Consider the following 25,672-nt stretch of genomic DNA (forward strand, 5'->3'; position numbering starts at 1 on the left):
GCACTGGTACAACTACCACCGACCCCACACCGGCATCGGCGGCCACACACCCGCCAGCCGCGGAACCAACCTCGCCGAACAACACACCTAGGGCGCTGCCCGTCTGGCCAGGGCGTACAGCGGGTAGCTCATGTACGCGTCGGGGTGCTCCGAGACGTCCGTGAACCGGCCGTCGGCCCGCAGCAGCGCCGGCACCGTCTCGCCGTGCTGGTGCCCGTGCTCGAGGACCAGCGTGCCGCCCGGCCGCAGCAGCCGCGCCGCCGCTTCGACGACGTGCCGGGTCACGTGCAGGCCGTCGGGGCCGCCGAAGACCGCCTCCCGCGGCTGGTGCACGCCGAACTCGTCCGGCACCGCCGCCTCCTGCGGCTGGTACGGCGGGGAGGACAGCACCAGGTCGACCGTGCCGTTCAGCTCGGCCAGCGTCGCCGGCAGCGTGACGTCGCCCTGGTGCAGTTCGACGGGCCGGTCGCCGAGCGCGGCCCGCCGCGCGCGGTTGCGGCGGGCGTAGGCGAGGGCGTCCGGATCGTGCTCCACGGCGTGCACCGTCGCCCCGGGTGCGTGGTGGGCCACCGCGAGCGCGAACGCCCCCGATCCGGCGCACAGGTCCACCACGAGCGGGGCGGGCAGCTCCGCGATCGCGCCCAGCCCGGCCGCGACGACGGCCTCGCTGACGATCAGGGGAACGAACACCCCGGGTCCGACCTCCACCTCGACGCCCGACAGCGACGCCGACCCGGTCAGGTAGCCCAGCGGCACCCCCTCGCTCCTGCGGTGCACGAGAGCGCGGTAGCGGGCGAGGGACTCCTCGTCGGGCTCGCCGTCCAGGGCAAGCTCCGCGACCGGCACCCCGAACACGTGCGCCGCCAGCACCTCGGCCTCGCCCCGCGGCACCATCACCGCGCCCGTGCGCTGCATGACCTCCACCGCGTCCTCGATGTGCGCCTTGAGTGTTCCCGCCACCACGGCCACCGCCTCTTTGGGGTCCTGTTCGAGCGGAAGCAATCATGCACCGGGAGGGATCGTTCAATCTGCCGAACGGGCAAGGCAGTTACTGCTGCCGGCCGGCCGGTCCCAGGTGGGCGAACACCCCCCGGACGCGCGTGCCGTCGGCCGCCTCCCACGAGCCCGCGACGTGCCCGGTGGCCCCCTCGGGCAGCGGGGCTTCGGGGCCCGGCTGCAGCACACGGTGCAGCCGCAGGGACGCGCCGTACGAGGTGGGCACCGACGTACCGTCCCGGTCGTCGGCGGCCGTGGTGGTGAAGCCCGCCGGAGCCGGGTCCTGCCCGGTGAAGGAACGGGTGACATCGTGGTCGAGGGTGTCGCTGATGCTCTGCGCCTGGGCCTGCACCCGGCCCTCGACCAGGGCCAGCAGCTGGGTCGTCAGCACCGGGTCGTGGCAGCCGTCGTACACCCAGCGCTGCCCGAGCACCCCGTGGTGCAGCGTCCCGACGAGGGCGTGCCCGGCGTCCGGGAGCGGGGCGCCGCGGTAGGTGAGCGGCACGAGGTAGCCGGCCGGACCGTCCGGCGCGGAGGCGTCGGTGACCACCATGAACTCGATCCCCACCTCGCCCTCGGGGTCGTCGAGCCGGAACCCACCCGCCTTGAGCAGCTCCGGCGCGCCCGCGCCGCCGCGGTACCAGGGGCGGGAGGGCAGCCAACCGGTGAGCAGTTCGAGCTTGGTCGGCTTGAGCTCCGTGCGATGGATGACGGACATGCCGGCACCTTCTTTCCTTGAGGCCGATCACGGACGCTGCCACCCTGCCACCGATCCCCGGCAGCGCCGCCCTCAACTGGCTGTTGCCTGCATCACCGTGACCGGGGGAGGGCGCCGGGCCGTCCTCCCCCGAAGGGGGGAAGTCGCCCGAAAGCCCCCTCCCGCCCATCCGCCCCGCACTAGGGTTCGGGAGCCCTACGGATTCACGGGAGGGAAAGCGACGTGTCCAGCTATCGGTACCGGTGCGCGGCGTGCGGCATCACGTGGGACGAGGTGACCTCCAAGCGCCAGGCGGAGCAGGAGCGCGAGCGGCACCGCAGCGAGGTCCACGGCGGCGGCGCGCCCGACGGCGACGGCATCCAGGCGCGGGATTCCCAACGCTGGCCCGGCGGGGGAGCACTCCTCGCCGGGCTCGTCCTCGTCCTGCTCCTGCTCTACGGCAGCCGGCACGGCCAGTAGCCGCCCCGCCGCCTCACCCGTTCGCCCCGCGCACGATGACCGCCACCGGGGCCGGCCCGACGATGGAGGCAAGGACCGGCGGCAGGGAAGCGGCAGGAGAGGGGCTCCATGGTGAGCGGGCCGGACGGCGCGGCGTCATCGGCGGAGCGCTTCTCCTGGACCATGTTCGATCCCGTGCCGGTGCCCGTGGCGATCACCCGGGGGCCGCGGCACGAGCTCGTCTACGTCAACCCCGTCCACCGCGACACCTTCGGCGACCGGCCCCTCGGTTTGCCGCTGGCGCAGGCGTTCGCCGAGCAGCGGCAGCAGAGCTACTTCGGGCTCGTCGACGAGGTCTACCGCACCGGGGAGCCGGTACGTCTGGCCGCGGCACCCAGCGAGTTCCACGGGCCGCACGGTGCCCTCACCAAGCGCTACTTCACCTTCAGTCTCTCCCGCGTCCCCGTGTCCGGCGACGGGCACGGCGTGCTCGTGGTGGCCGTCGACGTCACCGAACAGGTCGACGCCGCAGAGCGCAGCCGCCGGGTCTCCGAGGAACGGCTGCGCGCCCTGCGCCGGTTCGAGAACCTCGTCGCCGCCGGTACGCAGATCGTCTGGGTGTCGGCCGCCAAGGGCGGCGCGATCGAACCCAGCCCCGGCTGGGAGCGCGTGACCGGGCAGACGTGGGAGGAGTTCCGCGGCGCGGGCTGGCTGGACGCCGTGCACCCCCAGGACCGGGAGCCGGTGCGCATCGCCTGGCACCGCGCCCTGCAGGAGGTTCCCGACGAGTTCACCGACGTCTACCGGTTGCGCACCACCGACGGCACCTACCGCCACTTCGACGCCCGCGCCGTACCCGTCCGCGACGACGACGGCAGGGTCGTGGAGTGGGTGGGCACCTGCACCGACATCGAGCAGCAGTGGCAGGAACGGCGCCGCGTGGACGTACTGGCCCGGGCGGCGGCCGTCCTCGCCGAGTCCACCCAGCCCCGCAGCGCCTTCGCCGCCCTCGGCGACGTCATCGTGCCGACGCTCGCCGACAAATGCGGCATCTACCTCTTTCCCGAACCGGCCGGGCAGCTGACCGGCGACGGCCCGTTCACCGTCGAACGCATCGCGGCCCGCACCCGCGAGGGACTGCCCGCCGACCCGCCGCGCCTGGGCGTCGAGCACGTCCCGGCGCACAGCGCCTTCGCCCGGGCCGTGCGCGAGCGCCGGCCCGTCCACACCGCGTTCGACCCGCACACCGTCGCGGACGAGATCGCCCCACCCGACACGGTCTCCTGGCTCAGACGCGCCGGCGCCCACGGCATGGCGCTGGTGCCCGTGCTCATCGACGGGACGCTCGCCGCCGTCGTGGACGCCTTCGTCTGCGGCGAGCGCGACCCCATCGGCCCCGCCGACATGGCCCTGATGCGCGAACTGCTCGAACAGGCCCACGACCCGCTGCGCAACATCATCGAGTTCCAGCGCACCCAGCGCGTCGCCCTCGCCCTGCAGCGCAGCCTGCTCACCACACCCCCGCCCTACGACGACCTGCGGATCGTCTCCCGCTACCTGCCCAGCCCCGCCGCGGCCGAGGTGGGCGGCGACTGGTACGACTCCTTCGTCCTCGCCGACGGCGCGCTGGTGCTGGCCATCGGCGACGTGGCCGGCCACGACATCGCGGCCGCGGTGAACATGAGCAAGATGCGCAACATGCTGCGCGGCCTGGCGGCCGACCGCGAGGAGCCGCCCGGCGAGATCGTCCGCCGCCTGGACCACGCCAGCCAGCTGCTCGACCCCGACGGCGGCACCACGACCTGCGCCGTGGTGCGCATCGAGAAGAGCCCGGCGGGAGGCCGGCAGGCGTACTACAGCGTCGCCGGCCACCCGCCGCCGCTGCTGGTGACCGAGGACGGCCGGGTCGCCTTCCTGGAGGCGGCGACCTCACCCCTGCTCGGCCTGCCCGTCCCGGACGACTGGCGCGTCAGCGCCATCGAGGAACTGCCGCCGGGCAGCACCCTGCTGCTGTACACCGACGGTCTGGTGGAACACCCCGACGAGGACATCGACGACAGCCTCGCCCGGCTGGCCCGTACGGCCGAGGAGCTCGCCGGTGCGCCGCTCGACGTCTTCTGCGACACCCTGATCTCCGGCATCTCCGCAACAGGCAACGACGACATCTGCCTCATCGCCGCCCGCCTCCCGCACTGACCGCGCGCCGCGCGGGTCCGTGCCACCTCAGCCGAAGCTGCGCCGGTAGGCGTGGGGGCTGACCCCGGTGGTCCTCTTGAAACGGTCGCGGAAGGCGGTGGGGGAGCCGAAGCCGACCTGGGCGCCGATGCGCTCGACGGAGTGCGCCGTGGCCTCCAGCAGGTGCTGGGCCCGCCGCACGCGGGCCCGCTGCAGCCACTGCAGCGGCGTGGTGCCGGTGTGCTCCCGGAAGCGGCGAATCAGCGTCCGCGTGCTCATCCCCGCGTGCGCGGCGATGTCGTCGAGTGTCAGACTGCGCGCAAGGTTCTCCTGCAGCCAGTCCAGCAGCGGCTCCAGGGCGGAGCCCTGCGGGGCGGGCGGCCGGTCGTGGACGATGAACTGGGCCTGCCCGCCCTCGCGTTCCAGCGGCATCACGGACAGCCGCGCCGCATCGGCCGCGACGGCCGAGCCGTAGTCGCGGCGCACCATGTGCAGGCACAGATCCAGCCCGGCCGCCGCGCCCGCCGAGGTGAGGAACTGCCCGTTGTCGACATACAGCACCCCCGGGTCGACGGTGAGGGCCGGATAGGAGGCGGCCAGCAGGTCGGCGGCCTGCCAGTGCGTGGTGACCCGCAGCCCGTCGAGCAGTCCGGTGGCGGCCAGCGGGAAGGTGCCGGTGCAGATGGAGGCGATGCGGGTGCCCGCCGCGGCCGCGGCCCGCAGCGCGTCGCGCACCTGCGCCGGCAGCGGCGCCGCCGGGGTGGCGGTGCCGGGCACGACGACGGTGTCCGCGCCGTCGAGCCCGTCCAGCCCCCAGGGGGCGCGCAGGGCGAAGGTGCCGGCATCGGTCTCCGGCTGCCCGGCGCACACCCGCACCCGGTAGCCGGGACGCCCGTCCGGCAGCCGGGTGCGGGCGAAGGTCTCGATCGGCGTGGCCAGATCGAACGGGACCACCTGGTCCAGCGCGAGAACGGCGACGGTGTGCATGGCGGGAACCTACCGGACCGTCACACCCGCGATCCCCGGGCGGACACCACATTTCCCCAGGCCGGCACCCCTGCAGCCGACGTGGCAGTTTCCCGTTGAAAGGTGTCACTCACGCCACTGGGACACCGCCCGGCGCCTGCCTATCGTCGGGTGCGGGCCGGAGCGAACCGGCCGTCCACACAAGAGCCGTACCGGCACAAGAGGGGCACCGCCATGCACGCACAGATCGTCCTGTTCGACGGCTTCGACCCGCTCGACGTCATCGCCCCCTACGAGGTGCTCTACGCCGGAGGACTCCTCTCCGGCGGAGCGGTCGGCGTCGAACTCGTCTCCGCCGAAGGACCCCGCGAGGTGCCCAGCGGCACCCCGGCCGTCTCCCTGCGCGCCACCGCCGCCCTGACCCCCGGGCAGGCGGACCTCGTCCTCGTACCCGGTGCCCTGGGCCGCGTCACGGAAGGGGACGGCGAAGCCGCGGAGCACCCGGAACACGTCTCCGCCGTCCTGGGCCGGGCCCTTGCCACCCCGCTGCCCGGGCTGCTGCGGCAGGCCATGGACCACCCGCAGGTCACCGTCGCCACCGTCTGCGGCGGATCCCTCCTCCTGGCCATGGCCGGCCTGCTCCGCGGCCGCCACGCCACCACCCACCACGCGGCCGCCGAGGCCCTCGGCGCCGCCGGCGCCCACGCCGTGCCCGCCCGCGTCGTCGACGACGGCGACCTGGTCACCGGCGCCGGCGTCACCTCCGGACTCGACCTCGGCCTGTACCTGCTCGAACGCGGGACCGGCCCCCGCATCGCCCACGCCGTCGAGGAGCTCTTCGCCCACGAGCGCCGCGGCACCGTCTGGCGCCCCCAGGGCCCGGCGCCCCTCACCCTGTGACCCCTTCCTCGAGCGGCCGACGGCTTCCCGACGCCCCCTCGGCCCCGATCCGGGTACGGCGCTAGCATCCGCCCATGGATGCGAGCGCCGGCTTCGACCCGTGGTCCCCCCGCTTCGCCGCCGACCCCTACCCCGGCCTCGCCCGGTTGCGCGAGGCCGGCCGCGTCCACTGGTTCGCCCCCACCCGGTAGTGGCTGGTGCCCCACCACGCCGACGTCCGCGCCCTGTTGCGCGACCGGCGCCTGGGACGCACGTACCTGCACCGCTTCACCCACGAGGAGTTCGGCCGGACACCGCCCCCGGCGGACCACGCGCCCTTCCACACGCTCAACGACAACGGCCTGCTCGACCTGGAACCGCCCGACCACACCCGCATCCGCCGCCTGGTCTCCCAGGCCTTCACCCCGCGCACCGTGCAGGACCTCACCCCCACCATCGAGCGCCTGGCCCACGACCTGGTCGCGGCCCTCGTCGCCGACGGTGGCGGCGACCTGATCGCCCGGGTCGCCGAGCCCCTGCCCGTCACTGTCATCGCGGAGATGCTCGGCATCCCCGCCTCCGACCGCCCTCTCCTGCGCCCCTGGTCCGCCGACATCTGCGGCATGTACGAGCTCAACCCCGGCGAGGGGGCCGCCCGCCGCGCCGTTCGTGCCTGCGAGGAGTTCTCCGCCTACCTGCGCGAGCTGATCGCCGCCCGGCGCACCCGCCCCGGCACCGACCTCGTCAGTGCCCTGATCGCCGCGCACGACCAGGGCGAACGCCTCACCGAGCAGGAGATGGTCTCCACCTGCGCCCTGCTGCTCAACGCCGGCCACGAGGCCGTCGTGGGCAGCATCGGCAACGCCTGGTGGGCCCTGCTGCGCAACCCCGGCCAGCTCGCCGCCCTGCGCGCCGACCCCGCGCTGCTGCCCCGCGCCGTCGAGGAACTCCTGCGCTACGACACCCCGCTGCACCTCTTCGAACGCTGGGTGCTGGAGGACATCGAGATCGCCGGCACCCGCATCCCGCGCGGCCACGAAGTCGCCCTGCTCCTCGGGGCGGCCAACCACGACCCCGCCCGCTTCACCGACCCTGCCCGCCTGGACCTCACCCGCACCGACAACCCCCACCTCGGCTTCGGCGCCGGCATCCACTACTGCATCGGCGCCCCGCTCGCCCGCGCCGAACTCCTCGCCGTCCACGGCGAGCTGCTGCGCCAGGCCCCCGCCCTGCGCCTCCTGCGCGAACCGCTGCGCAAACCGGGCTTCGTCATCCGCGGCCTGCGGGAACTGCTCGTCGCCTGCTGACGCCGGTGCCGTTTGCGTAGGCTGGAGAGGGGGAAGACGCCTGCCCGGCCCACCAGAGGCGGAGGTCGGTGGCTATGGGACGGTGGACCGGGGGCGGCCGCACCGCACGGACCGCCCGCGACCGTACGACACGGGCCGCGGCCCGGGCCGGACTCGCGGCGCGCGGAGTGCTGTACCTGCTGGTGGGCGTCATGGCGGCGCGCATCGCGCTGACCGGCACCCAGGAACAGGCGGACCGTGGGGGCGCCGTCCAGGAACTGGCCCGGCAGCCCTTCGGCCGGGTCCTGGTCTGGGCCGTGGGCCTCGGCCTCGTCGGCATGGCCCTGTGGCGGCTGTCGCAGGTGTTCCTGCCGCCGTCCGGCCACCGGCTGGCCGAGCGTGCGGCGGCCGCCGCACGCTTCCTCTTCTACGCGGTGACCGCCGCGTCCGTCCTGGCCTTCGCCGCCGGCCGGCGCGGCAGCGGCGCCGGCTCGACGGACGAGCGCTCCCGCGACGTCACGGCCCGTGCGCTGGGCTGGCCGGCCGGCCGGGAGCTGGTCGCCGCCGCCGGATGCGCCCTGGTGGGGGCCGGGCTGTGGATCGCCGTACGGGCCGTACAGCGCCGCTACCGCCGGTACCTGGACACCGCGGCCATGCCCGAGGCCCTGCGCAGGAGCGTGGACGTGCTCGGCGTCGGCGGCGGCGTCGGCCGGGGCGTGATGTTCGCCGCGGCCGGCGTGTTCACCGTCCGCGCCGCGGTCGCCTTCGACCCCGGCCAGGCCAAGGGCCTGGACGACACCCTGCGCGCCTTCGTCGCCCTGTCGGCCGGCCCGTGGCTGCTGACGGCCCTCGCGGTCGCCCTGGCCCTGTTCGGGCTGTTCTCCCTGGTGCTGGCACGCTGGCGGATCCTGTGACGGGTCCCGGGCCGGCAACGGTCAGTGCAGCGGCGGTTCGTAGAGCCGGTTGCCGTCGCTGAGCAGCCCCGCCCGCTTGACGTGCCGCAGCACGGGCAGCACCTCCAGCCGGTGCACGGAGTGCAGGCCGCCGATGCCCTCGGTCATGTACCGGTACAGGTCGCGCTCGTCACGGCACAGCACCGTCGCGGCGAGGTTGGCGGCACCGGTGGTCGCGGCCGCGAAGGGCACCTGGGGGTGCTCGGCGAGCGCGCGCCCGGCCGCGGCGAGGTCCCCGGGGGCCACGGTGGCGTACAGCCCGGCCTCGGTCTGGTAGCCCAGGTGGCGGGGGAGCACCTCGACGTCGAACTCCAGGGCCCCGGTGCGGCGCAGCTGCTCCAGACGGCGCCGCACCGTGGACTCCGAGCGCCCCGTGGCCCGGGCCAGCTCCGGGTAGCCGGTGCGCCCGTCCCGGGCGAGGACGGCCAGCAGCGCGTGGTCCTGCGCGTCGAGGCGTACGACGCCGTCCTCGCCGTCGCCGCCCGGCTCACCGGCCTCGGGCGGGGGCGGGGTCAGGGCCTCGATCTGCTTCTCGTCGAGGCCGTCGGCGCCCAGCCAGCGGACGGGCTCCGCCGAGAAGCGGTGCAGCATGCTCTGGGCGGAGACGCCGATGACCCGGTGGGTGCGCGGGAGCTTGCGCAGCAGCAGCGCCTCGTGGTCCTCACGGGTGCGCGAGGCCACCAGGCAGCCCACCTCCGTCCCCCCGGAGAAGATCTTCACCCAGCCGGTGTCGGGCCGGCGGGCGAGCGACTCGGCGATGGCGAGGGCGGCACCGGGCGCGCACTGGATGCGCAGCCGCGACTCCAGCAGCCCCACCCGCTCGGCCACCGGCAGCCCCAGCACCCGCAGCAGCCCGGCCCCGCGCAGCCGCCGGTAGCGGCGGATCACCGTCTGGTCGGTGGTCCCGAGGACGGCCGCGATCCGGCTGAACGCCGCGCGCCCGTCGATCATCAGCGCATGCGCCAGCCGCCGGTCGAGGGGATCGAACGCATCGCTGTCCATGGTTTCCATCATGACAGGTTTCCATCATGACGGACCCAGGTCCCTGTCGGATTCCGTCACGGAGTGAGGTCTGATTTCCGGAAACCGTCCCCGTGGTGCGACCTTCGAGGACACCTGCCTCCGCTCCTGGTGGGGCGGGTGAGTCAACAGAAGTCAACGGAGGAATCCCATGCGCAAGTGGCTGCCGCTGACCGCGGTGTGCCTGGGGACGTTCATGCTGCTGGTGGACGTCACGATCGTGGTCGTGGCACTGCCCGACATGGCGGCGAGCCTGCACACGTCCTTCGCCGACCTGCAGTGGGTCATGGACGGCTACGCGCTCGCGCTCGCCGCCCTGCTGCTGGGCATCGGCGCGCTCGCCGACCGGGCCGGCCACCGGCGCGTGTACGTGGCGGGCCTGGGCTTCTTCGCCCTGGCCTCGCTCGCCTGCGGGCTGGCGTCCGGCCCGCAGGCCCTCATCGCCTTCCGCTGCGTCCAGGGCGTCGGCGGCGCCGCGATGCTCGCCACCACCACCGCCCTGATCGGCCGGATCTACCAGGGCCGGGACAGGGGAGTGGCCTTCGGCGTGTGGGGCGCGGTCAGCGGCGCCGCCTCGGCGGCCGGCCCCGTCCTCGGCGGGCTGCTGACCGAGCACCTCGACTGGCGGTGGATCTTCTTCGTCAACCTGCCCCTGAGCGTGCTCGCCATCGCCATGACCCTGCGCTACGTCGCCGACCTGCCCGGTGCCCGCTCCCGCGGCGTGGACCTGCCCGGCACCGCGGCCTTCACGCTCGCCGCGGGCAGCGTCACGTACGCCCTGATCAAGGGCGGCGACAACGGCTGGACCTCGGCCACCACCCTGGGGCTGTTCGCCCTCGCCGCCGTGGCCCTGGCGGCCTTCGTGGCCGTCGAACGGCGCCGGGAACAGCCGCTGCTGGACCTTTCCCTCTTCCGCGGCGGCTCCTTCACCGGCCTGATGATCGTCGGCGTCCTGCTGTCCGTGGCCGCCTTCTCCTACCTCGCCTACATCTCGCTGTGGCTGCAGTCGGTCAAGGGCATGGGCCCGGTCGCCGCCGGCCTGGCCTGCGTGCCCATGAGCGCGGCCGCGTTCGTCGTCGCCTCCCTCTCCGGACGCCTCCTGCAGGGCGTCGCGCCCCGCTGGACCATCGGGGCCGGCATGCTGCTCATCGGCGCCGGGGCACTGCTGCAGGCGACCGTCGACGCCGACTCGGACTGGACCACCCTGGTGGCCGGCCTGGCCGTGACGGGCGTCGGCGTGGGCCTCGCCACCCCCGTCCTCGCCTCCACCGCCATGGCCTCCGTCGCACCCGAACGGGCCGGCATGGCCAGCGGCGCCGTCAACACCGCCCGCCAGCTCGGCAACGCCCTCGGCATCGCCGTGCTCGGCGTCGTCTTCCACGCCGGCCTGACCGGGGCGCTCAAGGACCACGGACCCTCCGTGCCCGACCCCTCCGGCACGGCCGACGCCCTCGCCGGAGGCCAGGCCGCGGCCGTCATCGCCCACGCGGGCCCGGCCGGACGTGCGCTGGCGCACGAGGCGTTCGCCTCCGGCCTGCGCGAGACGTTCCTGGTCTCGGGATCGCTCGGCATCCTCGGCGGCCTCGCGGCCCTGCTCCTCGTCCGCCGCACCACGGCCCCCGTCACCACGGTCCGCCCCGCCGACCGCGAGACACCGGTGGCGGCCACGAGCCGCTGACGGACCGCCGGCCGCCGCCCATGGCGCCCTCAGGGGCGGGCGGCGGCCAGCAGACAGTCGGCGACGGACGTCCGCGCGTACAGCACCGAGCGCCCCACCCGGTGGGCGCTGACCAGCCCCGCCCCGCGCAACGCGGTCAGGTTCTGCGACACCCCGGCGGGCGACAGGCCCGTGCGGCCGGCCAGTTCGGTGGTGGACGCCGGGCCGTCCAGCTCCGCCAGCAGCATCGCCCGCGACCGGCCGAGCACCGCGGTCAGGGCCCCGGGTGCGGCCGCGGACCTCGGCTCCCACAGGGACCCGAAACCACGGGCCGGGTAGGCGAGTTGCGGCGGATCGACCGGGATGATGCGCGTGAACGGCCCCGGGCCCGTGAAGACGGACGGGATCAGCAGCAGCCCCCGGCCCGCCCGCCGGGACAGCTCCGCCGGCCGGCGCGGCACCCGCAAGGTGTCCTCGTCCCAGCGCACCGACGCGTGCAGGTCGTTCAGGACACGGGCCGCGCCCTGCCCGGCGGCCTGCCGGGCCCGGTGGGTGACGTCGGCGTCCAGCACCGCCCGGATCCGCGCCCAGTACGGCGCGAGCGCCACCTGCCAGTAGCGCCCGATCTCCTCGGCGACCTCCGCCAGGCGCTCCCGCGGCCGGGCGTACAGGGCCCGGGCGCGCGGCCCCAGCCCGCCCTGCTCCCGCCGCAGGCGCTCCAGGTCGCCGCGCACGTCCTCGGCCCGGGCGGCCGCGATGCCCGCGAGCTCCTCCGCGAGATCGGGCGCGGGCCGGTGGGGCGTCGGGTTCAGGAAGTCCGGCACGTAACCCGAGGGCGGGACGAGCTCCGCCAGCCACCCCCGCTCCAGCCCGGCCGCGACCAGCCGCGGCCGCACCCGGCCGGCCCACGCCCCGTGCACCGCATGCGCGCCCCCCGAGGCCAGCAGCCGGAAACTCGGGCCGACCTCCCACATGGGCGAGACGGCGAACCGCATCTGCGCCAGATCGCCCGCCGAGAACACCAGATCCGCCACGCCACCCCCGTGAACATTCACCTATGCGTGAATCAGTGGCCCGAACTCTACGGGGCCGCCGATCATTCCGGCATGACCCCACAGGAGACACCACAGACGCCCCCACGGACGCCCCCGCAGCCGGCCCCACACCTGACCCCGGCTGCGGCAGCAGGCACCTGGATGCTCGGCGACCTCCCCGTCCGCCGCATCGGCTTCGGCGCCATGCGCCTGCCGCAGACCGGCGGCGCACTCGTCCCGCACGCCGTCCCTCGCGACCGCGACCAGGCCGTCGCCGTCCTGCGCCGCGCCCTCGAACTCGGCGTGAACCACATCGACACCGCCGCCTTCTACTTCTCCCCCCTGCGGTCCGCCAACGAACTGATCAACCGGGCCCTCGCCCCCTACCCCGACGACCTCGTCATCACCACCAAGGTCGGGCCCGGCCGCGACCCGTCGGGACGCTGGCAACCGCACGCCACCGCCCGTCAATTGCGCGGTCAGGTCGAGGAGAACCTCCGTCAGCTCGGCCGCGACCACCTGGACGTGGTCAACCTGCGCATCGTCGGCGACGATTCTCTCGCCGAGCGGTTCGGCGCCCTGGCCGAGCTGCGCGAGGCCGGGCTCGTCCGCCACCTGGGCCTGTCCAACGTCACGCCCGCCCACCTCGCCGAGGCCCGGGCCATCGCACCCGTGGTGTGCGTGCAGAACATGTACGGCCTCGCCGTACGGCCCGACCAGGACGCCTTCGTCGACGCCTGCGGCCGGCTGGGCATCGCCTTCGTGCCGTTCTACGCGATCGCCGGCTCCGGCCGCGAGGGCGGTGCGCAAGGCGGCGACGACCCGCGGACCTGGGCCGTCGCCCGGGCCCACGGGGTGAGCCCGGCCCAGGTCCGCATCGCCTGGACCCTGCACCGCGGTCCGCACCTGCTGGCCATCCCCGGCACCGGCGATCCCGCCCACCTCGCCGACAACGTGGCGGCCGGTGCCCTGCGCCTGAGCGACGACGACCTGGCCATCCTGGACCTGGTGCACCGGGCCCGGTGAACGCACCCTGCCCCGGGAGCCGGCGAACGCACCGCATAGGCTCCGCCCCATGCGATTTCCGGCCGATGCCCTGCTGTTCGACTGCGACGAAACCCTGGTCTCCTCCTTGCGATCGGTCGTCCATGTGTGGCGGCAGTGGCTCGAGTCGTACGGGATGACACTCGAAGAGGCCATGGCCCGCGTCGAGGTGCACGGCCGCTCGGCCGCCGCCGTCATCGCCGACCTCCTGCCGGCCGACCAGGTGGCCGAGGGCGTCCGGCGCCTGCAGGAGGCGGAGCGGGCCGACGCCCTGGCCGGCAACGTCACCCCCGTCGCCGGCGCCGTCGAACTCCTCGCCGCGCTCCCGGCGGACCGGTGGGCGGTGGTGACCTCCAGCGCGCACAAGGTGGCCGAGGCCCGGCTCGCCGGTGCGGGCATCCACCCGAAGGTCCTCGTCACCTCCGACGACCTCACCCACCACAAGCCCCACCCGCAGCCGTTCCTCCTGGCCGCCGAGCGCCTCGGCGTGGCACCCGCGCGCTGCGTCGTGGTCGAGGATTCCCCCGCGGGCCTGGCCGCCGCCTGCGCGGCCGGCATGCCGGCCATCGCCCTGACCACCACGCACGCGGCCGCGGAACTCCGGGCGGACGCGGTCGTCGCCGATCTGACCGCCGTCTCCGTCCAGGTCTCCGCGTCGGGACGCCTCATTGTGGAGGTGGCGCTGTGAGTGGCGGTCCGTACGACTACTTCGTCGAACTCCGCGACGGGGACACGCCCCGGCGCCTCCGTGCCCTGTGGCGAGCCGGGACCCGGGGCTGGGAGTACTGGTCGACGGCCGAGTGGGCCTGGCGGCCGGCCGGCGCACGGCGCAGGGTGACCGGGATCCCCGCACCGGAGGTGCTGCACCCCGTGTCCGCCGGTAGGGCGGCCGAACTGCAGGACGACCGCCAGGGCTGGGCCGAGTACTGGGTGCAGTACCGGCCCGGCCCGGACGGTGAACGCGTACCGCAGAGCGTGATCCGACGCCGGATCAGCCCCGAGGAGACACGCTGCCAGTTCGCCGGCGACAGCCACCTGTGGATCAGCACGCGGATCCTCTCCGACCCCGAGGAGGCCGACGGCCGCACCGACTGGGAACAGATCCCGCAGGCCGAGGCCGACGCCGTCCTGGAGCGCCTCAAGGGCCGTCCGGGAGCGACGGAACTCGGGCGGTGCGGCCTGGACGACGCCCGCCCCGGCAGCCCCTTCCGCTACTTCGTCACCGGCGCCGACACCGATACCGATACCGGCACTGATACCGGCACCGGCACCGACCGTCCCACGGGCCTGTGGCGATGCGACGGAGAAGACCGCTGGGAGTACTTCTCCGTCCTGGAGTGGGGCTGGTTCCCCGAGGCCGTCGCCTTCGAGCCCGTCTTCATCGTGTGCGGCACCCGCATGGTGGGTGAAGCGCCGGACCGCCCCGAGCAGCTGGACCTGCGCGAGATCGACGCCGCGCGGGCCCGGGAGCTGGAGGCGGACCGGGAGGCCTGGGTCCAGGGCTACTGGCTCTGCTGGAGCAGCTACCGCCGGCACGAGGCCGGTCGGCGACCCCAGGGCATCGTCCGCAGAGTGTGGGGCGCCCGAGGCGGCCGCGACGAAGCGTTCCCGGCCGCCGGCGACTCCTGGATGGACACCGACGACCTGCGCCGCTTCCCCGACTACCGCGCCAGTGACTACCCGTGGCTGGAACGGACCGACCGCGCCGGCGCCGCGCAGCTCCTGGCGGAGGTCCACGACGTGACGGGCGTCCTCGAGTACTGACGCCCGCTCAGCCGCTCGGCACCGCCGAGCGGGCGTCGTCGAAAAGCAGCGGACGGCCGAGCGGGGGGCCGGCCCCGCCGTCGTCCGCCCCCCCCGTCACCGCCCGGGCGGCAGCGACGGGACCGGGCCGGGGCCGGCGTCCAGGGCCACCGGGCCCGCGCCGTCGTGCGCCTCCTCCGCCCGCAGCCGGGCCGCCACCGCGTCGGTCCGGGCGCGCAGCGCGTGGACGCGCTCGGCCGCGGACGTCCCGTTCGTGGGGAGCCCCGCCGGCAGGACGGCAACGCCCCGGGCCTGCGCCGTGCGCACGAGGCTGTGCATGACCTGCGGCTGCTGGGCGAGCAGGGCCGTACTGAACAGGTTGGCCCGCAGCGTCTTCTTGAGGCCGAGCGCGCCCCGGTAGGTGATCTCGCAGGCGACGCCCACGGTGTCGAGCCGCTGCTCCGCCGCCTGCTCCAGCGCGGCGAGCATGACGGCCGCGAGCCCCTCCACCACCTGGGTGACCGCCCACTTGCGCCCCGGCAGGGGCGGCAGCAGGTCCCGTATCCGGTCGATCTCGGCGTCCAGCGCCTCGGTGGTCATCGCGCTGAACGCGTCGTGCACGTGCAGGTGGACGACCTTCGACCACGGGATGTCCTCGCCGTCGAAGCCGACGGACTCGGGCCCGAAGCGCACGGCACCGAGCCCGTCGAGGCAGCGCAGCGCCTTGGCGGTGACGGCGGGGATGCGGGGGTGCCGGCAGATGAGCGCCCCGAGGGAGAACTCCCACTCCTCGTGCGCGGGGGCGGCGGGCGCCGGCAGGGCCCGCAGGGCCGAGACCACCCAGTCGCCGGAGGCGGTGGTGGTGGCGCGCCCGGTGTCGACGCCCCGCTGCACCGTCTCCGCGATGCCCTTGCCGAGCGCGGTGGCCGCCGCGCCGACCGTTCCGCCCAGGCTTCTGACCTTGCCGAGCGCTCCCATGGTCCCGATCCCCGTTTCGTGCTGTGGTGCTGATGTGGCCGGGACACTCTAATGGGATCTTGGGATCACCGGCTGCCCGGAGGCTCCGGCATCTGCGGCATGCCGGTCGGCCAACCGCTCGGCGGCGTGGGGAAACCGTCGGGCGGGCCGGTGGGCAGGGGCGGCAGGGCGGGCGGGGACGGCGCGGCGGGCAGGGGCGCCGGTGCGGAGGGAGAGGAGGGGAAGCCGGGGGACGAGGGGAGGCCGGGGGAGTCGCCGACGCCCGTCAGCAGGCTCCCGACCATGGAGAAGACGGCTGTCACCGCCACGCACAGCAGCGTGGCGAAGGTGAGGAAGGCCAGTTGCCGGCGGAAGGCGGCCTTCACCCCGCGGTCACCGGGCGGCCGGGCCGTGGCCAGGTCCGGGCGGCCCGGCGGGTAGCGGACGGCGACGACGTCACCCTCGAAGACGGTGGAGGGGCCGTTCTCCTCGAACCGCAGGGTGCGTCCTTCCGGGGTGGTGAACTCGTACGCGTGGCTGATCGTCCGGCTCGTGCTCCGGTGGGTGCCGCGCTGCCATGTGGTCGTCGTCAGGAATGTCCGAAGGCACCGTCCCTCGACGGTGACGCCTTTGTACCAGGCGGCGTTCAGGCGCCGGCGCCGGACGATCACACCGGCAGCGGCGGCCAGGGCTCCGACGGTCATGCAGGCGGGCACGGCCGGGAGGATGTACTCGATCAATGAAGTCCTCGATGAGGTCATGGGGGATGCACCGGCCCGTACCGGACGAGGAATGATCTTTCCGCCTCAAACCTCCCCGAGCAACGCGGATTTCCGTGTCCTCCACCACACGCGCACGGCCGCGGCCCGCCCTACGAGGCGCTATATGAGCGCGAAAGGCGTCGGGGGCCGGCCCTCCCAGATCCGCCAGGACGCCTGCTCGGGATAGCGCGTCGTCCGGGACCGCGCATCGAGCACCCGCGTCAGCTGCTCGCCGGGCCGGTAGGCGGCCCAGCCCGGGTCCCCGGTGGTGACGAAGCCGATCCACGCCTGGCGCAGCTCCCGCGACACCGCCACCGCCTCGGGCGCGGGCGGGTCCGCGAGCAGTGCCGCCCCCGTGGGACTGCCGGTCGTGCCGAAGGCCAGGGGAACGTCCAGGCTGTGGCACGCCCCCAGGGCACCGCCGTGCACCGGCGAGGCCAGCTGCAGCTCGAACATGTACGAGGTGCCGCCGGCCGCGGCGTTGGCGTGGGCCAGGTGCAGTGACGGCATCCGGAACAGCGCGTCGGAGTACACCGTCTCCACCAGCTCCCCGGCCGTCGCCCGCGGGTGGGCGGCGCGGTAGGCGCCGGCACCGCCCGGCACCGGGGCGAACAGGTCGAGGGCCGTGGCGGCGTCCTCGTCCGTGAAGGTGCCCGCTCGCCCGCTCATCACGCTGAACAGCCGGAATTCGTCGCGGGTGTGACCGGCCAGCAGCTCGATGCCGCCCCCGCGGCCGGCGGCCAGGGCCTGCCAGGGCGACGCCGGCAGGACCTCCCCGTCGACGACCGGGCACACCGCGACGCCCGTGCGGGCGAGGCGCCCCCACCGCTCCTCATGGCGCGACAGCTGCGCACCGAGGGCGGTGAGCTCGGCGGCCAGCCGCCCGGGGGGTACGCAGGAGAGCGCCGCGGTGGTGGGGTCCGTACCGAGCCGGTCGGCGAGCACGGCCGCGACCTGCTCGGCCAGCGCGCGGGTGCAGTAGGTGCCCGGCACGGAGTGCGTGACGGCCCGGTGGAACAGGCCGTGCGCGGACGGCATCGTCAGCATCGCTGCGATCGACCCCGCCCCGGCGGACTGGCCGGCCACGGTGACCCGGCCCGGATCCCCGCCGAAAGCGGTGACGTTCCGCCGTACCCAGTGCAGTGCCTCGATCTGGTCGAGGAGGCCGCGGTTGGCCGGTGCGCCTTCCAGGAGGGCGAACCCCTCGGCGCCCACCCTGTAGTTGACGGCGACCACGACGATGCCCCCCGCGGTCAGCGCAGCCGGATCGTACATCGGGTCGCTCGTGGTGCCCGAGACGTACGCGCCACCGTGGATCCACACCAGCACCGGCAGCCCCGCGGCACCCGGGTCCGGCGTGCTGACGTCGACCGTCAGCCAGTCGGTGCCCTCCTGCCCGCCCGCCGGAGCCGGCGCCGGACCCGACTGCGGTACCGCAGGCCCGAACTCCACCGCCGGCCTGACCCCGTCCCACGGCCGCGGCGGCGCGGGCGCGGCAAAACGCAGCACGCCCACCGGCGGCCGGGCGTAGGGGATTCCGCGGAACACCGCATGCCCGCCTGCCCAACGTCCCTCCACGACACCGTGAGTGGTGCGCACCCGGGGGTGTTCCGTCATGACGCCCTCCCTGTTCCGTCCGACCCTCCCCAGGTTTGTAGGTCAGCTGTATTATGTCAAGTGTATGGGAAAAGACCCGGACCTGACGGAGGATCGGACATGCCGAAACAGGTGGATCACCGCGAACGCCGCGAGGCCATCGCCCGCGCCCTGTGGCGCGTGGTGGAGGAGCGCGGCATCGTGCACCTGACCATGCGTGAGGTCGCCCAGGAGGCGGGCATGTCACTCGGCCAGCTGCAGCACTACTTCGCCTCGCGGCAGGCGATGCTCTCCTTCGCCATGGACTTCGCCTCCGAGCAGACGACCGTGCGCGTCGACAGCGGCCTGAAGCACCTCGGCGACCAGCCGCACCCCCGCGACGTGCTCCGGCTGATGATCACGGAGATGCTTCCCCTGCACGCGGACGCCCGGGCGACCAGCCGCATGAGCGCCGCCTACGTCCTGGAGGCCCTGCACGACGAGGCCGTCCGCGCCCGCGCCCGCGACGGGCTGCTCCAGGGCCGCAGCCTCGTCGAGCAGCTGCTCCGCCGGGCGATCGCCGATGGCCACATCGCCGCCGACCGCGATCCGGTGACCGAGACCGACCTGCTCCTCGCCCTCACCGGCTTCACGACCCTTCTGGAACTGGACGTCATTGCCCCGCAGGGCGTGCTCGCCGCGGTCGACGCCCACCTGGACAGGCTGTTCACCACGGACGCAGGGAGCACCGACCGCCCACCACGCGGTCGGTGACGCCCTATGGGCACGGCTCACCCGCCGGCCAGGGCCTGCCGCATCGCCCGCGCCGTGTCGGCGGGGTCATAGGCGTCGGACACGCCGTCGACGAGGATGATGTCCCCCTCCACGTGCCGTGAGCGCAGGGGCACGATCTCCCGGTAGGCGGGGGAGTCCCACCAGGCCCGCGCCTCGGCGATGCCGGGGAAGCCGATGACGACGACGTGCCCGGGCCAGGAGCCCTCCATCACCTCGTGCTGCGCGGCGTGGACGAGGAAGCGGCCGCCGAACGGCGCGAAGGTGGAGGTGATGCGCTCGATGTACTCGGCGATCTCCGGGTGCGGGGCGGCAGCCCGGAGGTGGGCTATGGCATAGGCGGTCATGGTGGTGTCCTTCCGGTGTCCGGCCGAGGGGGCGGGGTTGGCCACTGGCGTACGCCCCGATGATGGCCGCCGGTCCGCGCCCGGGTCGATGACCTGTCAGGTAAGTGCCGCCTCAGCCTTCCGCCAGCACCTCCCGGATCACATGCCGGGCGTTGCGTGCCATCGCCGGGTTCGTCCGCCGGTAGTACGGCAGGGCGATCAGCGCCTGGGACAGCGTGCGCCCCCGTCCCCGGACCCAGGTCGCCTCGTCCGCACCCAGGCTTGAGCGGAAGACCGCCCGTGCGCCGGCCGGCAGCAGATTCCACGCGGGGAACAGGTCGCACGCGGGATCGCCCGCGCCCATGCACCCGAAGTCGATGACCGACGTCAGCCTGCCGCCTGCCACCAGCACATTGCCCGGCATCAGGTCGGCGTGCAGCCACACCGGCGGGCCCTGCGGACCCGGTGCCCGCAGCGCCTGCTCCCACACGGCGGCCGCGGCGTCGCAGTCGACGCCCTCCTCCGGGATGCTGCGCAGCTGTTCGATCGCCGCCCTGGTCCCCGCGTCCAGCGCGACCAGCGGCCCACCGCGATGGGCGCGCGGCGCGCCCGGCAGCATGATGCTGCGCATCGCCTTCACGAACCGGGCCAGATCCTCGGCCAGCAGCACCGGCTCGCTCAGCTCCCCGGGCTCCGGGACCTCCCCGGGCAGCCACCGGTACACCGACCACGGCCACGGATACCCCTCGCCCGGCTCCCCGGCCCCGAGCACCTCGGGGACGGCGACCGGCAGGTGCGGCGCGAGCCGCGGCAGCCACTCCCGCTCCAGGACCACGTCCCCGGCGCCGCCCTCCACCAGCGGCAGCCGTACGACCATGTCGTCGCCCAGCCGGTACATGGCGTTGACGGTGCCGCCCGAGGGGAACCGCTCCACCTTCAGTCCCGCCCACTGCGGGAACCGGCCACCGACCAACCGCCGTACGAGATCGTCGTCGACGGGGTGCATGCCGGGGTGCATCTGCCCACTGCTCATGGGCCGCCATCCGACCCCGGACGGCGCCGGAGGTCAAACGCATTTACGGTAAACGTATTTAAGCTACGGGGATGATCGCGACACCGGAGGAATTCGCCCGCAGCACCGTCGCCCGGGAGGGGGAGGCAGGAGCTGTCTGGATCGCCGCCCTGCCCGGCATCGTGGCCGAGCTGCTGGAGCGCTGGGAGTGCACGCCGGATGGCGAGGTCACGCACGGCGGCGTGGGCGTCGTCGTCCCGGTACGCCGGCGGACCGGGGAGGCCGCCGTGATGAAGGTGTCCTTCCCCCACCCCGGCAACGTCCACGAACCCGACGCCTTCGCCGTGTGGCAAGGGCGCGGGGCCGTCCTGCTGCACGAGCGCGACGACGCACGGTACGCGATGCTCCTGGAACGCGCGCGGACCACGACGCTCGCGGAGATCGGGGACGGCGACGAGGTGGTGACGGTCGCCGGCCGGCTCAGCCGCCGCCTCGCCGTCCCCGCGCCGCCCGGCCTGCCCCGCCTGCGCGAGCAGGCCGGCGCCTGGGTGGAGGAGCTGCGCAAGGACGCCCGGGAACTGACGCACGCACTGCCGCGCCCCGTCGTGGACGCCGCCGTGGCCACCGCCGCCGAGCTGGGCGGCACCCAGCCCGACACCGTGATCCACGGCGACCTCCACGCCCGGAACATCCTGCGCGCCGACCGCGAGCCATGGCTGGCCGTCGACCCCAAGGGGTACGCGGGGGACCCGGCCTACGACGGGGGGACGTTGCTGAAGTCGCGCGCACTCGCGCTCGCGGGAGCGGACGACCTGCCCAGGGCCGTCCACCGCACGATCGACGTCTTCGCCGAGGCCGCGGAGCTCGACCGCGAACGCGTCCGGCGCTGGGCCCAGCTCCACGCCGTCCAGGCCGCCTTCTGGGCCCGCCGCCACGGATTCCGCGCGGCCCGCGGCGGCCCCCACCTGGACCGGCTCACCGCATTCGCGGACGCCCTGTCGGCACTTCTCCTGGCGAGGACCGCCTGAAACGGCGGGCCGATGAGCCGGCGCGTGATTACTCGCCGACGGTGCCGGAGGCGGCGACCACGATCTTGGCCGCGGTGTTGCCCGAACGGGAACCGAGCGACTCGATCTTCTTGACGACCTCGGTGCCCTCGACGACCTCACCGAAGACGACGTGCTTGCCGTCGAGCCACGGGGTCACGACGGTGGTGACGAAGAACTGCGAGCCGTTGGTGTTGCGGCCGGCGTTCGCCATCGACAGCAGGAACGGACGGTCGTGCTTGAGCTGGAAGTTCTCGTCCTCGAACTCCCCGCCCCAGATGCTCTTGCCACCGGTGCCGTTGCCGTTGGTGAAGTCACCGCCCTGGAGCATGAACTCGGGAATGACACGGTGGAAGGGCGAACCGGCGTAACCGTAGCCGTGCTGCCCGGTGGCGAGCTCACGGAAGTTCTTCGCGGTCTTGGGAACGATGTCGTCGAAAAGACGGAAAACGATGCGGCCGGCGGCCTCGCCGTTGATGGTGATGTCGAAATAGACGTTGCTCATGCCCCTATCCTGTCACCTCTCCCGCCCCACCCGTGCCGCCCCCCACACGCCGCGCCGGCCCGGCCACGCCGGTGAAGCACATGCGCAGGCCTTGTGCAGCCTTCATGATCCCTCCCACGCCCGGGCGCAGTGCCCGACCAGCATGCCCCCAGGGGCGACAGGGCCCGCTCGTGAAAGGATGCCGTGGAACTCTGGCTGCTCAACACCTTCAGCACCCCGGCTCTGGCCACCGTCTTCATCGGCGGCATCGTGTTCGTCGCCGTGACGGGCGGCCTGCTGGTGCGCCGCCGCTTCCCGCACACCGTCGAGGGGCGGCACAACGAGATGATCGGCGTCGTCCTCGGCATCTACGGCGCGATCTACGGCATCATCCTCGCCTTCGTCATCGTGGCCGAGTGGGAGGCCCTCGGCGTCGCCCGGACCAACGTCGCCACCGAGGCCACCCAGACCGCCGAGGTGCTGCGGGACGCCTCGGCCTTCCCCACCGAGCAGCGGCACCGGATCTCCGACGCCATAGGGGACTACGTCCACGCCATCGTCGAGAAGCAGTGGCCGCGCATGCGCGAGGGAGAGCCGGACCCGGGCCTGACCAACCCCGAGATCACCCGCATCTACCGGGCCTTCCAGACCTACGAACCCACCACCGAGGCGGAGAAGGCCTACTACAGCCAGGCCGTCTCCAACCTCGGCGGCGTCGCCGCCGCCCGCCGCAGTCGGCTCGCGACGTCACAGGAGCAGCTGCCGGTCCTGCTGACCGCACTGGTCTACGGCGGCGCCCTGGTCGTCATCCCCCTCACCTGGGTGTACGGCATCCGCAGCATCCGCGTGCAGCTCGTGTTCATCAGCGCGGTCGCGGCGCTCATCGGGGTGAGCGTGCTGCTCGTCCTCACCCTGGACCGGCCGTTCTCGGGGGACCTCAGCATCTCGCCCGCGCCCTTCAAGGAAGGCATTCTCGCCCACTACTGGCATGAGCCCCCCGAGGCCCCTCACGGTGCTTCTCCGGCTCCCGCCGCCGCCCGGTAGGCGGCGGCCTGGAGGGTGAACAGCTGGGCGTACTCCCCGGGTTCACCGCTGTCGGTCCGGCGGGACATCAAGGTGAGGTGGTTGCCGGACTCGACGACGCGCCCGTCGCGGAAGACGTAGATCATGTCGCATGCGGTCACGCTGGCCAGCCGGTGGGAGATCAGGACGGTGATGCGGTCCGGGCGGCGCCGGCCGTGCAGGACGGCCTCGTAGACCGCGTGCTCGGCGCGGGCGTCCATGCTGGCCGTCGGCTCGTCCAGCACCAGCATCGCGGCGTCCTGGTACAGGCCCCGGGCCACGGCCACCTTCGCCCAGTTGCCGCCGGACAACTCCTGGCCGCCCTTGAAGCGCTTGGACAGCGGGGTGGCCCACTGCTGCGGCAGACCGGCGATGACGCGGTCCGCGCCCGACTCCCGCACCGCCGCAAGGGCCCGCTGCGGATCGGCCTCGGTGATGCTCCCCGCACCGATCGTGACGTTGGCCAGCGCCGACAGCGGCCAGGCGACCGGGTCCTGCAGCACCATGGCGACCTGCGCCTGGATGCTCTCGGCGTCGACCTCCCGTACCTCCACGTCGTCCCAGCAGATGCTGCCCTCGGTCGGCACGTACAGCCCTGCCAGCAGCTTGGCCATCGTCGACTTGCCCGACCCGTTGGCGCCGACGAAGGCCACCGTGGAGCCCGCCGTCAGCGTCATCGACACCCCGCGCAGTGCGTCCCGGCCGGCCTCGGGGTAGGTGTAGTGGACGTCGGTGACGGTGATGGTCTTCACGCGGTCCGCCAGGCGCCTGCCCGTACGATGCGGCTGCAGGGCACGGCAGCGCTCCAGGTGCCGCTCCAGGTCGTCGATCCACAGAGCGTGTTCGTACATCTGGTGCATGGCCAGCACGACGCTCACCAGCGTGCCCCGGCTGGAGCGGATCGCCAAGAACGCCCCGCCGCCCGCCGCCAGTGGCAGCCACCCGGTCGCCGTCATCCACCCCAGCACCGCATACGTGGCACCGACCGCCAGGCCGCCCACCGCCCGGCCCCACAGCGCGACGTTCGCCTCCTGCCGGCCCAACCGGGCGTCCTCCGTCTCGATCCGCCGCGCGAAACGCTCGTGCTCCTCCAGCAACGCCTGCTGCGCCGTGCAGGCGCGCACCTCCGATGCGGAGTCGCGGTCGAGGAGGAGCCAGGTGAACAGGCGGATACGCCGCTGAAGGGTGCTGTAGCGACTGTGGGAGAGGAACTGCGCCCGCGCCGAGCGCACCGCCGCGTACCCCTGAGGAACCACGGAGAGCACCAGAAGAGGCAGCAACAAAGGATGCAGTACGGCCAGGACGCCGGCGGCCCCGATCAGCCCGAGTACGGCGTGCGCGAGCGAGACCAGCTGCGGCACGGCCTGGCGCATGTAGTACAGGCCGCGGTCGTTGGCCTTGTTCGCCTCGTCCGCGAAGGCGGCGTCGTCCACGGCCTCCAGGCGCACATGGCAGTTCAGCCGCAGGAATTCCTCCTCCACCGCGCGCCGGACCTTCGGAGTGAGCACCGCCTGCCCCCGGGCGACACCGAAGTCGAGCAGGCCCTGCGCCGCCAGCAGCCCGGCGACCAGAGCGAGGGACGGCAGGGCGTGCTGGATGCGCTCGGAGGTCGCGCCCTGGGCGAAGAGTGCCGAGAGCACCCGCACGGAGGCCAGCAGCCCGAAGGCGCTCATCAGCGACGAGGCGAGCTGCAGCACCACGACCGCGACGGTGGCCCGCGCATCGGCCCGGTAGGCCAGGCCGAGCACCCTGCGGCTGATCGACGGCAGCCGGCCGAGGATCCGCCCCACGCTGGTGCGGGCGGCCTCACCGTCCCACTGCATCCAGTACGCGCTCTTCAGCTCGTCGCCGACCTCCTCGCCCTCCGGCGCCGCCGCGGCCCTGGCCGGAGGCGGTGGCAGGGACACACCCCGGCGGGGGCCGGGTACCTCCGACCCGTTGACGGTCGCGTCGCTCACAGGGACCACCCCATGTCCGTGTACGGCCAGCCGTGCGCCATGCCCTCCAGTGCCGCGACCGTGTACTCCACCATCGGGTCGGGAAGCGCGTGCAGTGGCCACCACCGCCACTCCACGCACCGGTCCGGCTCCCTCAACTGCGGCTCGCCGGACCACCGGTGCACACGGAAGAACAGCTGCAGACGGGGCAGGCCGCCCTCGCGGCCACGAAGGTGCACGGTGTGCACGAGCTCCAGATCGGGCTCCGCGACGGTGATCCCGAGCTCCTCGGCCGCCTCCCGGACGGCACAGGCCCGGGCGCTCTCCCGCTCCACGTGCCCCGCCGGAACGTGCCAGGCGTGCGCGCCGAACAGCGCGTCCGGCGGCCGCAGCCCCAGCAGCACCTCTCCGCGTCTTTCGAAGTACAGATGCGCGCCCACGATGGTCGGCTGGAAGGACATACGGCTTCCCTTTCCTTGAGCGGCACCGTCAACCACGACGGTCGTCGCGCGACCCGCGCGCCAAGGGAGTTCGAACGCGACATACGGGGCGGGAGTGCCGGGCGCGGGATCCATGGCGCCCTCCGTGAGTCGGTGACCGATGCGGATGCCCGGAACAACGCCGCTGATCAAGGGCTCGTCACGAGGTGGCACGGGGGAACGACGGAACACCAATGCGAAGGACGGCTCGCGCCCTGTGTGCTGCTTGCCCCTCCGTGCCGCCGCGGCATTTTCGAATCACCCGCCCGGGGCGGCTCACTCTTCCGGGGTATTGCCCGGTTCGCGCACCTGATCGCATCCGGCCGTGCCGG

At 73.9% G+C, this 25,672-nt stretch carries 24 protein-coding genes and 1 pseudogene; 12 read left to right on the forward strand and 13 right to left on the reverse strand.

The features are described 5' to 3' along the window. Nucleotides 1–87 precede the first annotated feature (87 nt). Both AB0K17_RS26190 and AB0K17_RS26195 read right to left on the reverse strand, forming a co-directional pair. Complete coding sequence (locus tag AB0K17_RS26190; protein WP_365984434.1) at nt 88–963, reverse strand: HemK/PrmC family methyltransferase; 876 nt, start codon at nt 961–963, stop codon at nt 88–90. An 85-nt stretch (nt 964–1,048) separates the two neighbouring features. Further along, nucleotides 1,049–1,714, reverse strand: coding sequence for a 1,4-alpha-glucan branching protein (locus AB0K17_RS26195; protein ID WP_365984435.1), 666 nt, complete (start codon nt 1,712–1,714; stop codon nt 1,049–1,051). Nucleotides 1,715–1,936: 222 nt separating this feature from the next. Between AB0K17_RS26195 and AB0K17_RS26200 the strand changes: the two genes are divergently transcribed. Both AB0K17_RS26200 and AB0K17_RS26205 read left to right on the forward strand, forming a co-directional pair. Beyond that, the gene (locus AB0K17_RS26200) at nt 1,937–2,173 is read left to right on the forward strand and encodes a hypothetical protein (protein ID WP_365968806.1); all 237 of its coding nucleotides are present in this window, start codon (nt 1,937–1,939) and stop codon (nt 2,171–2,173) included. A gap of 108 nt (nt 2,174–2,281) precedes the next feature. Then, entirely contained in the window at nt 2,282–4,348 is a 2,067-nt protein-coding gene (locus AB0K17_RS26205; RefSeq protein ID WP_365968807.1) for a SpoIIE family protein phosphatase, read from the forward strand. 27 nt (nt 4,349–4,375) lie between these two features. On the opposite strand, the gene AB0K17_RS26210 is transcribed toward AB0K17_RS26205, so the two are convergent. Next, nucleotides 4,376–5,314, reverse strand: a complete 939-nt coding sequence (locus AB0K17_RS26210; protein WP_365984436.1) for a helix-turn-helix domain-containing protein — start codon at nt 5,312–5,314, stop codon at nt 4,376–4,378. Between the two features lie 213 nt (nt 5,315–5,527). Here AB0K17_RS26210 and AB0K17_RS26215 point away from each other — a divergent pair, with 213 nt between their 5' ends. The 3 genes and pseudogenes from AB0K17_RS26215 (at nt 5,528) to AB0K17_RS26225 (ending at nt 8,372) form a co-directional block, all read left to right on the forward strand. After that, nucleotides 5,528–6,193, forward strand: a complete 666-nt coding sequence (locus AB0K17_RS26215; protein WP_365984437.1) for a DJ-1/PfpI family protein — start codon at nt 5,528–5,530, stop codon at nt 6,191–6,193. A 74-nt stretch (nt 6,194–6,267) separates the two neighbouring features. Then, nucleotides 6,268–7,479 (forward strand): annotated as a pseudogene (locus AB0K17_RS26220) (cytochrome P450). A 74-nt stretch (nt 7,480–7,553) separates the two neighbouring features. Then, nucleotides 7,554–8,372 carry a DUF1206 domain-containing protein gene (locus AB0K17_RS26225; RefSeq protein ID WP_365984438.1) on the forward strand — a complete coding sequence of 273 codons (819 nt, stop codon included), beginning with the start codon at nt 7,554–7,556 and terminating at the stop codon, nt 8,370–8,372. Between the two features lie 21 nt (nt 8,373–8,393). Here AB0K17_RS26225 and AB0K17_RS26230 read toward each other — a convergent pair whose 3' ends face one another. Continuing rightward, entirely contained in the window at nt 8,394–9,413 is a 1,020-nt protein-coding gene (locus AB0K17_RS26230) for an AsnC family transcriptional regulator (RefSeq protein WP_365984439.1), read from the reverse strand. A gap of 169 nt (nt 9,414–9,582) precedes the next feature. Here AB0K17_RS26230 and AB0K17_RS26235 point away from each other — a divergent pair, with 169 nt between their 5' ends. After that, nucleotides 9,583–11,109 carry an MFS transporter gene (locus AB0K17_RS26235; RefSeq protein ID WP_365984440.1) on the forward strand — a complete coding sequence of 509 codons (1,527 nt, stop codon included), beginning with the start codon at nt 9,583–9,585 and terminating at the stop codon, nt 11,107–11,109. A 29-nt stretch (nt 11,110–11,138) separates the two neighbouring features. On the opposite strand, the gene AB0K17_RS26240 is transcribed toward AB0K17_RS26235, so the two are convergent. Next, nucleotides 11,139–12,113, reverse strand: coding sequence for a winged helix-turn-helix domain-containing protein (locus AB0K17_RS26240; protein ID WP_365984484.1), 975 nt, complete (start codon nt 12,111–12,113; stop codon nt 11,139–11,141). 81 nt (nt 12,114–12,194) lie between these two features. Between AB0K17_RS26240 and AB0K17_RS26245 the strand changes: the two genes are divergently transcribed. Genes AB0K17_RS26245 through AB0K17_RS26255 form a run of 3 tightly spaced genes read left to right on the forward strand, consistent with a single transcriptional unit; the run spans nt 12,195 to nt 14,930 of the window. Continuing rightward, entirely contained in the window at nt 12,195–13,148 is a 954-nt protein-coding gene (locus tag AB0K17_RS26245) for an oxidoreductase (protein WP_365984441.1), read from the forward strand. 49 nt (nt 13,149–13,197) lie between these two features. After that, complete coding sequence (locus AB0K17_RS26250; RefSeq protein ID WP_365984442.1) at nt 13,198–13,854, forward strand: HAD-IA family hydrolase; 657 nt, start codon at nt 13,198–13,200, stop codon at nt 13,852–13,854. Then, nucleotides 13,851–14,930, forward strand: a complete 1,080-nt coding sequence (locus AB0K17_RS26255) for a hypothetical protein (protein ID WP_365984443.1) — start codon at nt 13,851–13,853, stop codon at nt 14,928–14,930. Before AB0K17_RS26250 ends, AB0K17_RS26255 begins: the two co-directional genes overlap by 4 nt. A 96-nt stretch (nt 14,931–15,026) precedes the next feature. Here AB0K17_RS26255 and AB0K17_RS26260 read toward each other — a convergent pair whose 3' ends face one another. The 3 genes from AB0K17_RS26260 to AB0K17_RS26270 form a co-directional block, all read right to left on the reverse strand. Beyond that, nucleotides 15,027–15,887 (reverse strand): hypothetical protein, encoded by an 861-nt coding sequence (locus tag AB0K17_RS26260; protein ID WP_365984444.1) that lies wholly within the window; start codon nt 15,885–15,887, stop codon nt 15,027–15,029. Between the two features lie 65 nt (nt 15,888–15,952). After that, entirely contained in the window at nt 15,953–16,606 is a 654-nt protein-coding gene (locus AB0K17_RS26265) for a DUF3592 domain-containing protein (RefSeq protein WP_365984445.1), read from the reverse strand. Nucleotides 16,607–16,747: 141 nt separating this feature from the next. Next, nucleotides 16,748–18,244: a carboxylesterase family protein gene (locus tag AB0K17_RS26270; RefSeq protein WP_365984446.1), complete on the reverse strand. Its 1,497-nt coding sequence runs from the start codon at nt 18,242–18,244 to the stop codon at nt 16,748–16,750. A gap of 99 nt (nt 18,245–18,343) precedes the next feature. On the opposite strand from AB0K17_RS26270, the gene AB0K17_RS26275 reads away from it, so the two are divergent. Then, nucleotides 18,344–18,976, forward strand: coding sequence for a TetR family transcriptional regulator C-terminal domain-containing protein (locus tag AB0K17_RS26275; protein ID WP_365968820.1), 633 nt, complete (start codon nt 18,344–18,346; stop codon nt 18,974–18,976). 17 nt (nt 18,977–18,993) lie between these two features. Here the strand turns inward: AB0K17_RS26275 and AB0K17_RS26280 are convergent, their stop codons facing one another. Then, nucleotides 18,994–19,341 (reverse strand): DUF1330 domain-containing protein, encoded by a 348-nt coding sequence (locus AB0K17_RS26280; protein WP_365984447.1) that lies wholly within the window; start codon nt 19,339–19,341, stop codon nt 18,994–18,996. A 112-nt stretch (nt 19,342–19,453) separates the two neighbouring features. After that, the gene (locus tag AB0K17_RS26285) at nt 19,454–20,353 is read right to left on the reverse strand and encodes an aminoglycoside phosphotransferase family protein (RefSeq protein ID WP_365984448.1); all 900 of its coding nucleotides are present in this window, start codon (nt 20,351–20,353) and stop codon (nt 19,454–19,456) included. Between the two features lie 71 nt (nt 20,354–20,424). On the opposite strand from AB0K17_RS26285, the gene AB0K17_RS26290 reads away from it, so the two are divergent. After that, the gene (locus AB0K17_RS26290) at nt 20,425–21,360 is read left to right on the forward strand and encodes an aminoglycoside phosphotransferase family protein (protein WP_365984450.1); all 936 of its coding nucleotides are present in this window, start codon (nt 20,425–20,427) and stop codon (nt 21,358–21,360) included. Between the two features lie 28 nt (nt 21,361–21,388). Here the strand turns inward: AB0K17_RS26290 and AB0K17_RS26295 are convergent, their stop codons facing one another. After that, nucleotides 21,389–21,883, reverse strand: a complete 495-nt coding sequence (locus AB0K17_RS26295) for a peptidylprolyl isomerase (protein WP_365968824.1) — start codon at nt 21,881–21,883, stop codon at nt 21,389–21,391. Between the two features lie 183 nt (nt 21,884–22,066). On the opposite strand from AB0K17_RS26295, the gene AB0K17_RS26300 reads away from it, so the two are divergent. After that, nucleotides 22,067–22,906: a hypothetical protein gene (locus tag AB0K17_RS26300; protein WP_365984451.1), complete on the forward strand. Its 840-nt coding sequence runs from the start codon at nt 22,067–22,069 to the stop codon at nt 22,904–22,906. On the opposite strand, the gene AB0K17_RS26305 is transcribed toward AB0K17_RS26300, so the two are convergent. Both AB0K17_RS26305 and AB0K17_RS26310 read right to left on the reverse strand, forming a co-directional pair. Then, a complete protein-coding gene (locus AB0K17_RS26305) occupies nt 22,870–24,882 on the reverse strand; it encodes an ABC transporter ATP-binding protein (RefSeq protein WP_365984452.1) in 2,013 nt (670 codons plus the stop codon). The two genes, AB0K17_RS26300 and AB0K17_RS26305, sit on opposite strands and share 37 nt — an antisense overlap. Next, nucleotides 24,879–25,322: an NUDIX domain-containing protein gene (locus AB0K17_RS26310; RefSeq protein ID WP_365984453.1), complete on the reverse strand. Its 444-nt coding sequence runs from the start codon at nt 25,320–25,322 to the stop codon at nt 24,879–24,881. Before AB0K17_RS26310 ends, AB0K17_RS26305 begins: the two co-directional genes overlap by 4 nt. Nucleotides 25,323–25,672: the final 350 nt, after the last annotated feature.

The organism is Streptomyces sp. NPDC049585, from assembly GCF_040675615.1.
Classification (GTDB): Bacteria; Actinomycetota; Actinomycetes; order Streptomycetales; family Streptomycetaceae; genus Streptomyces; species Streptomyces luteosporeus.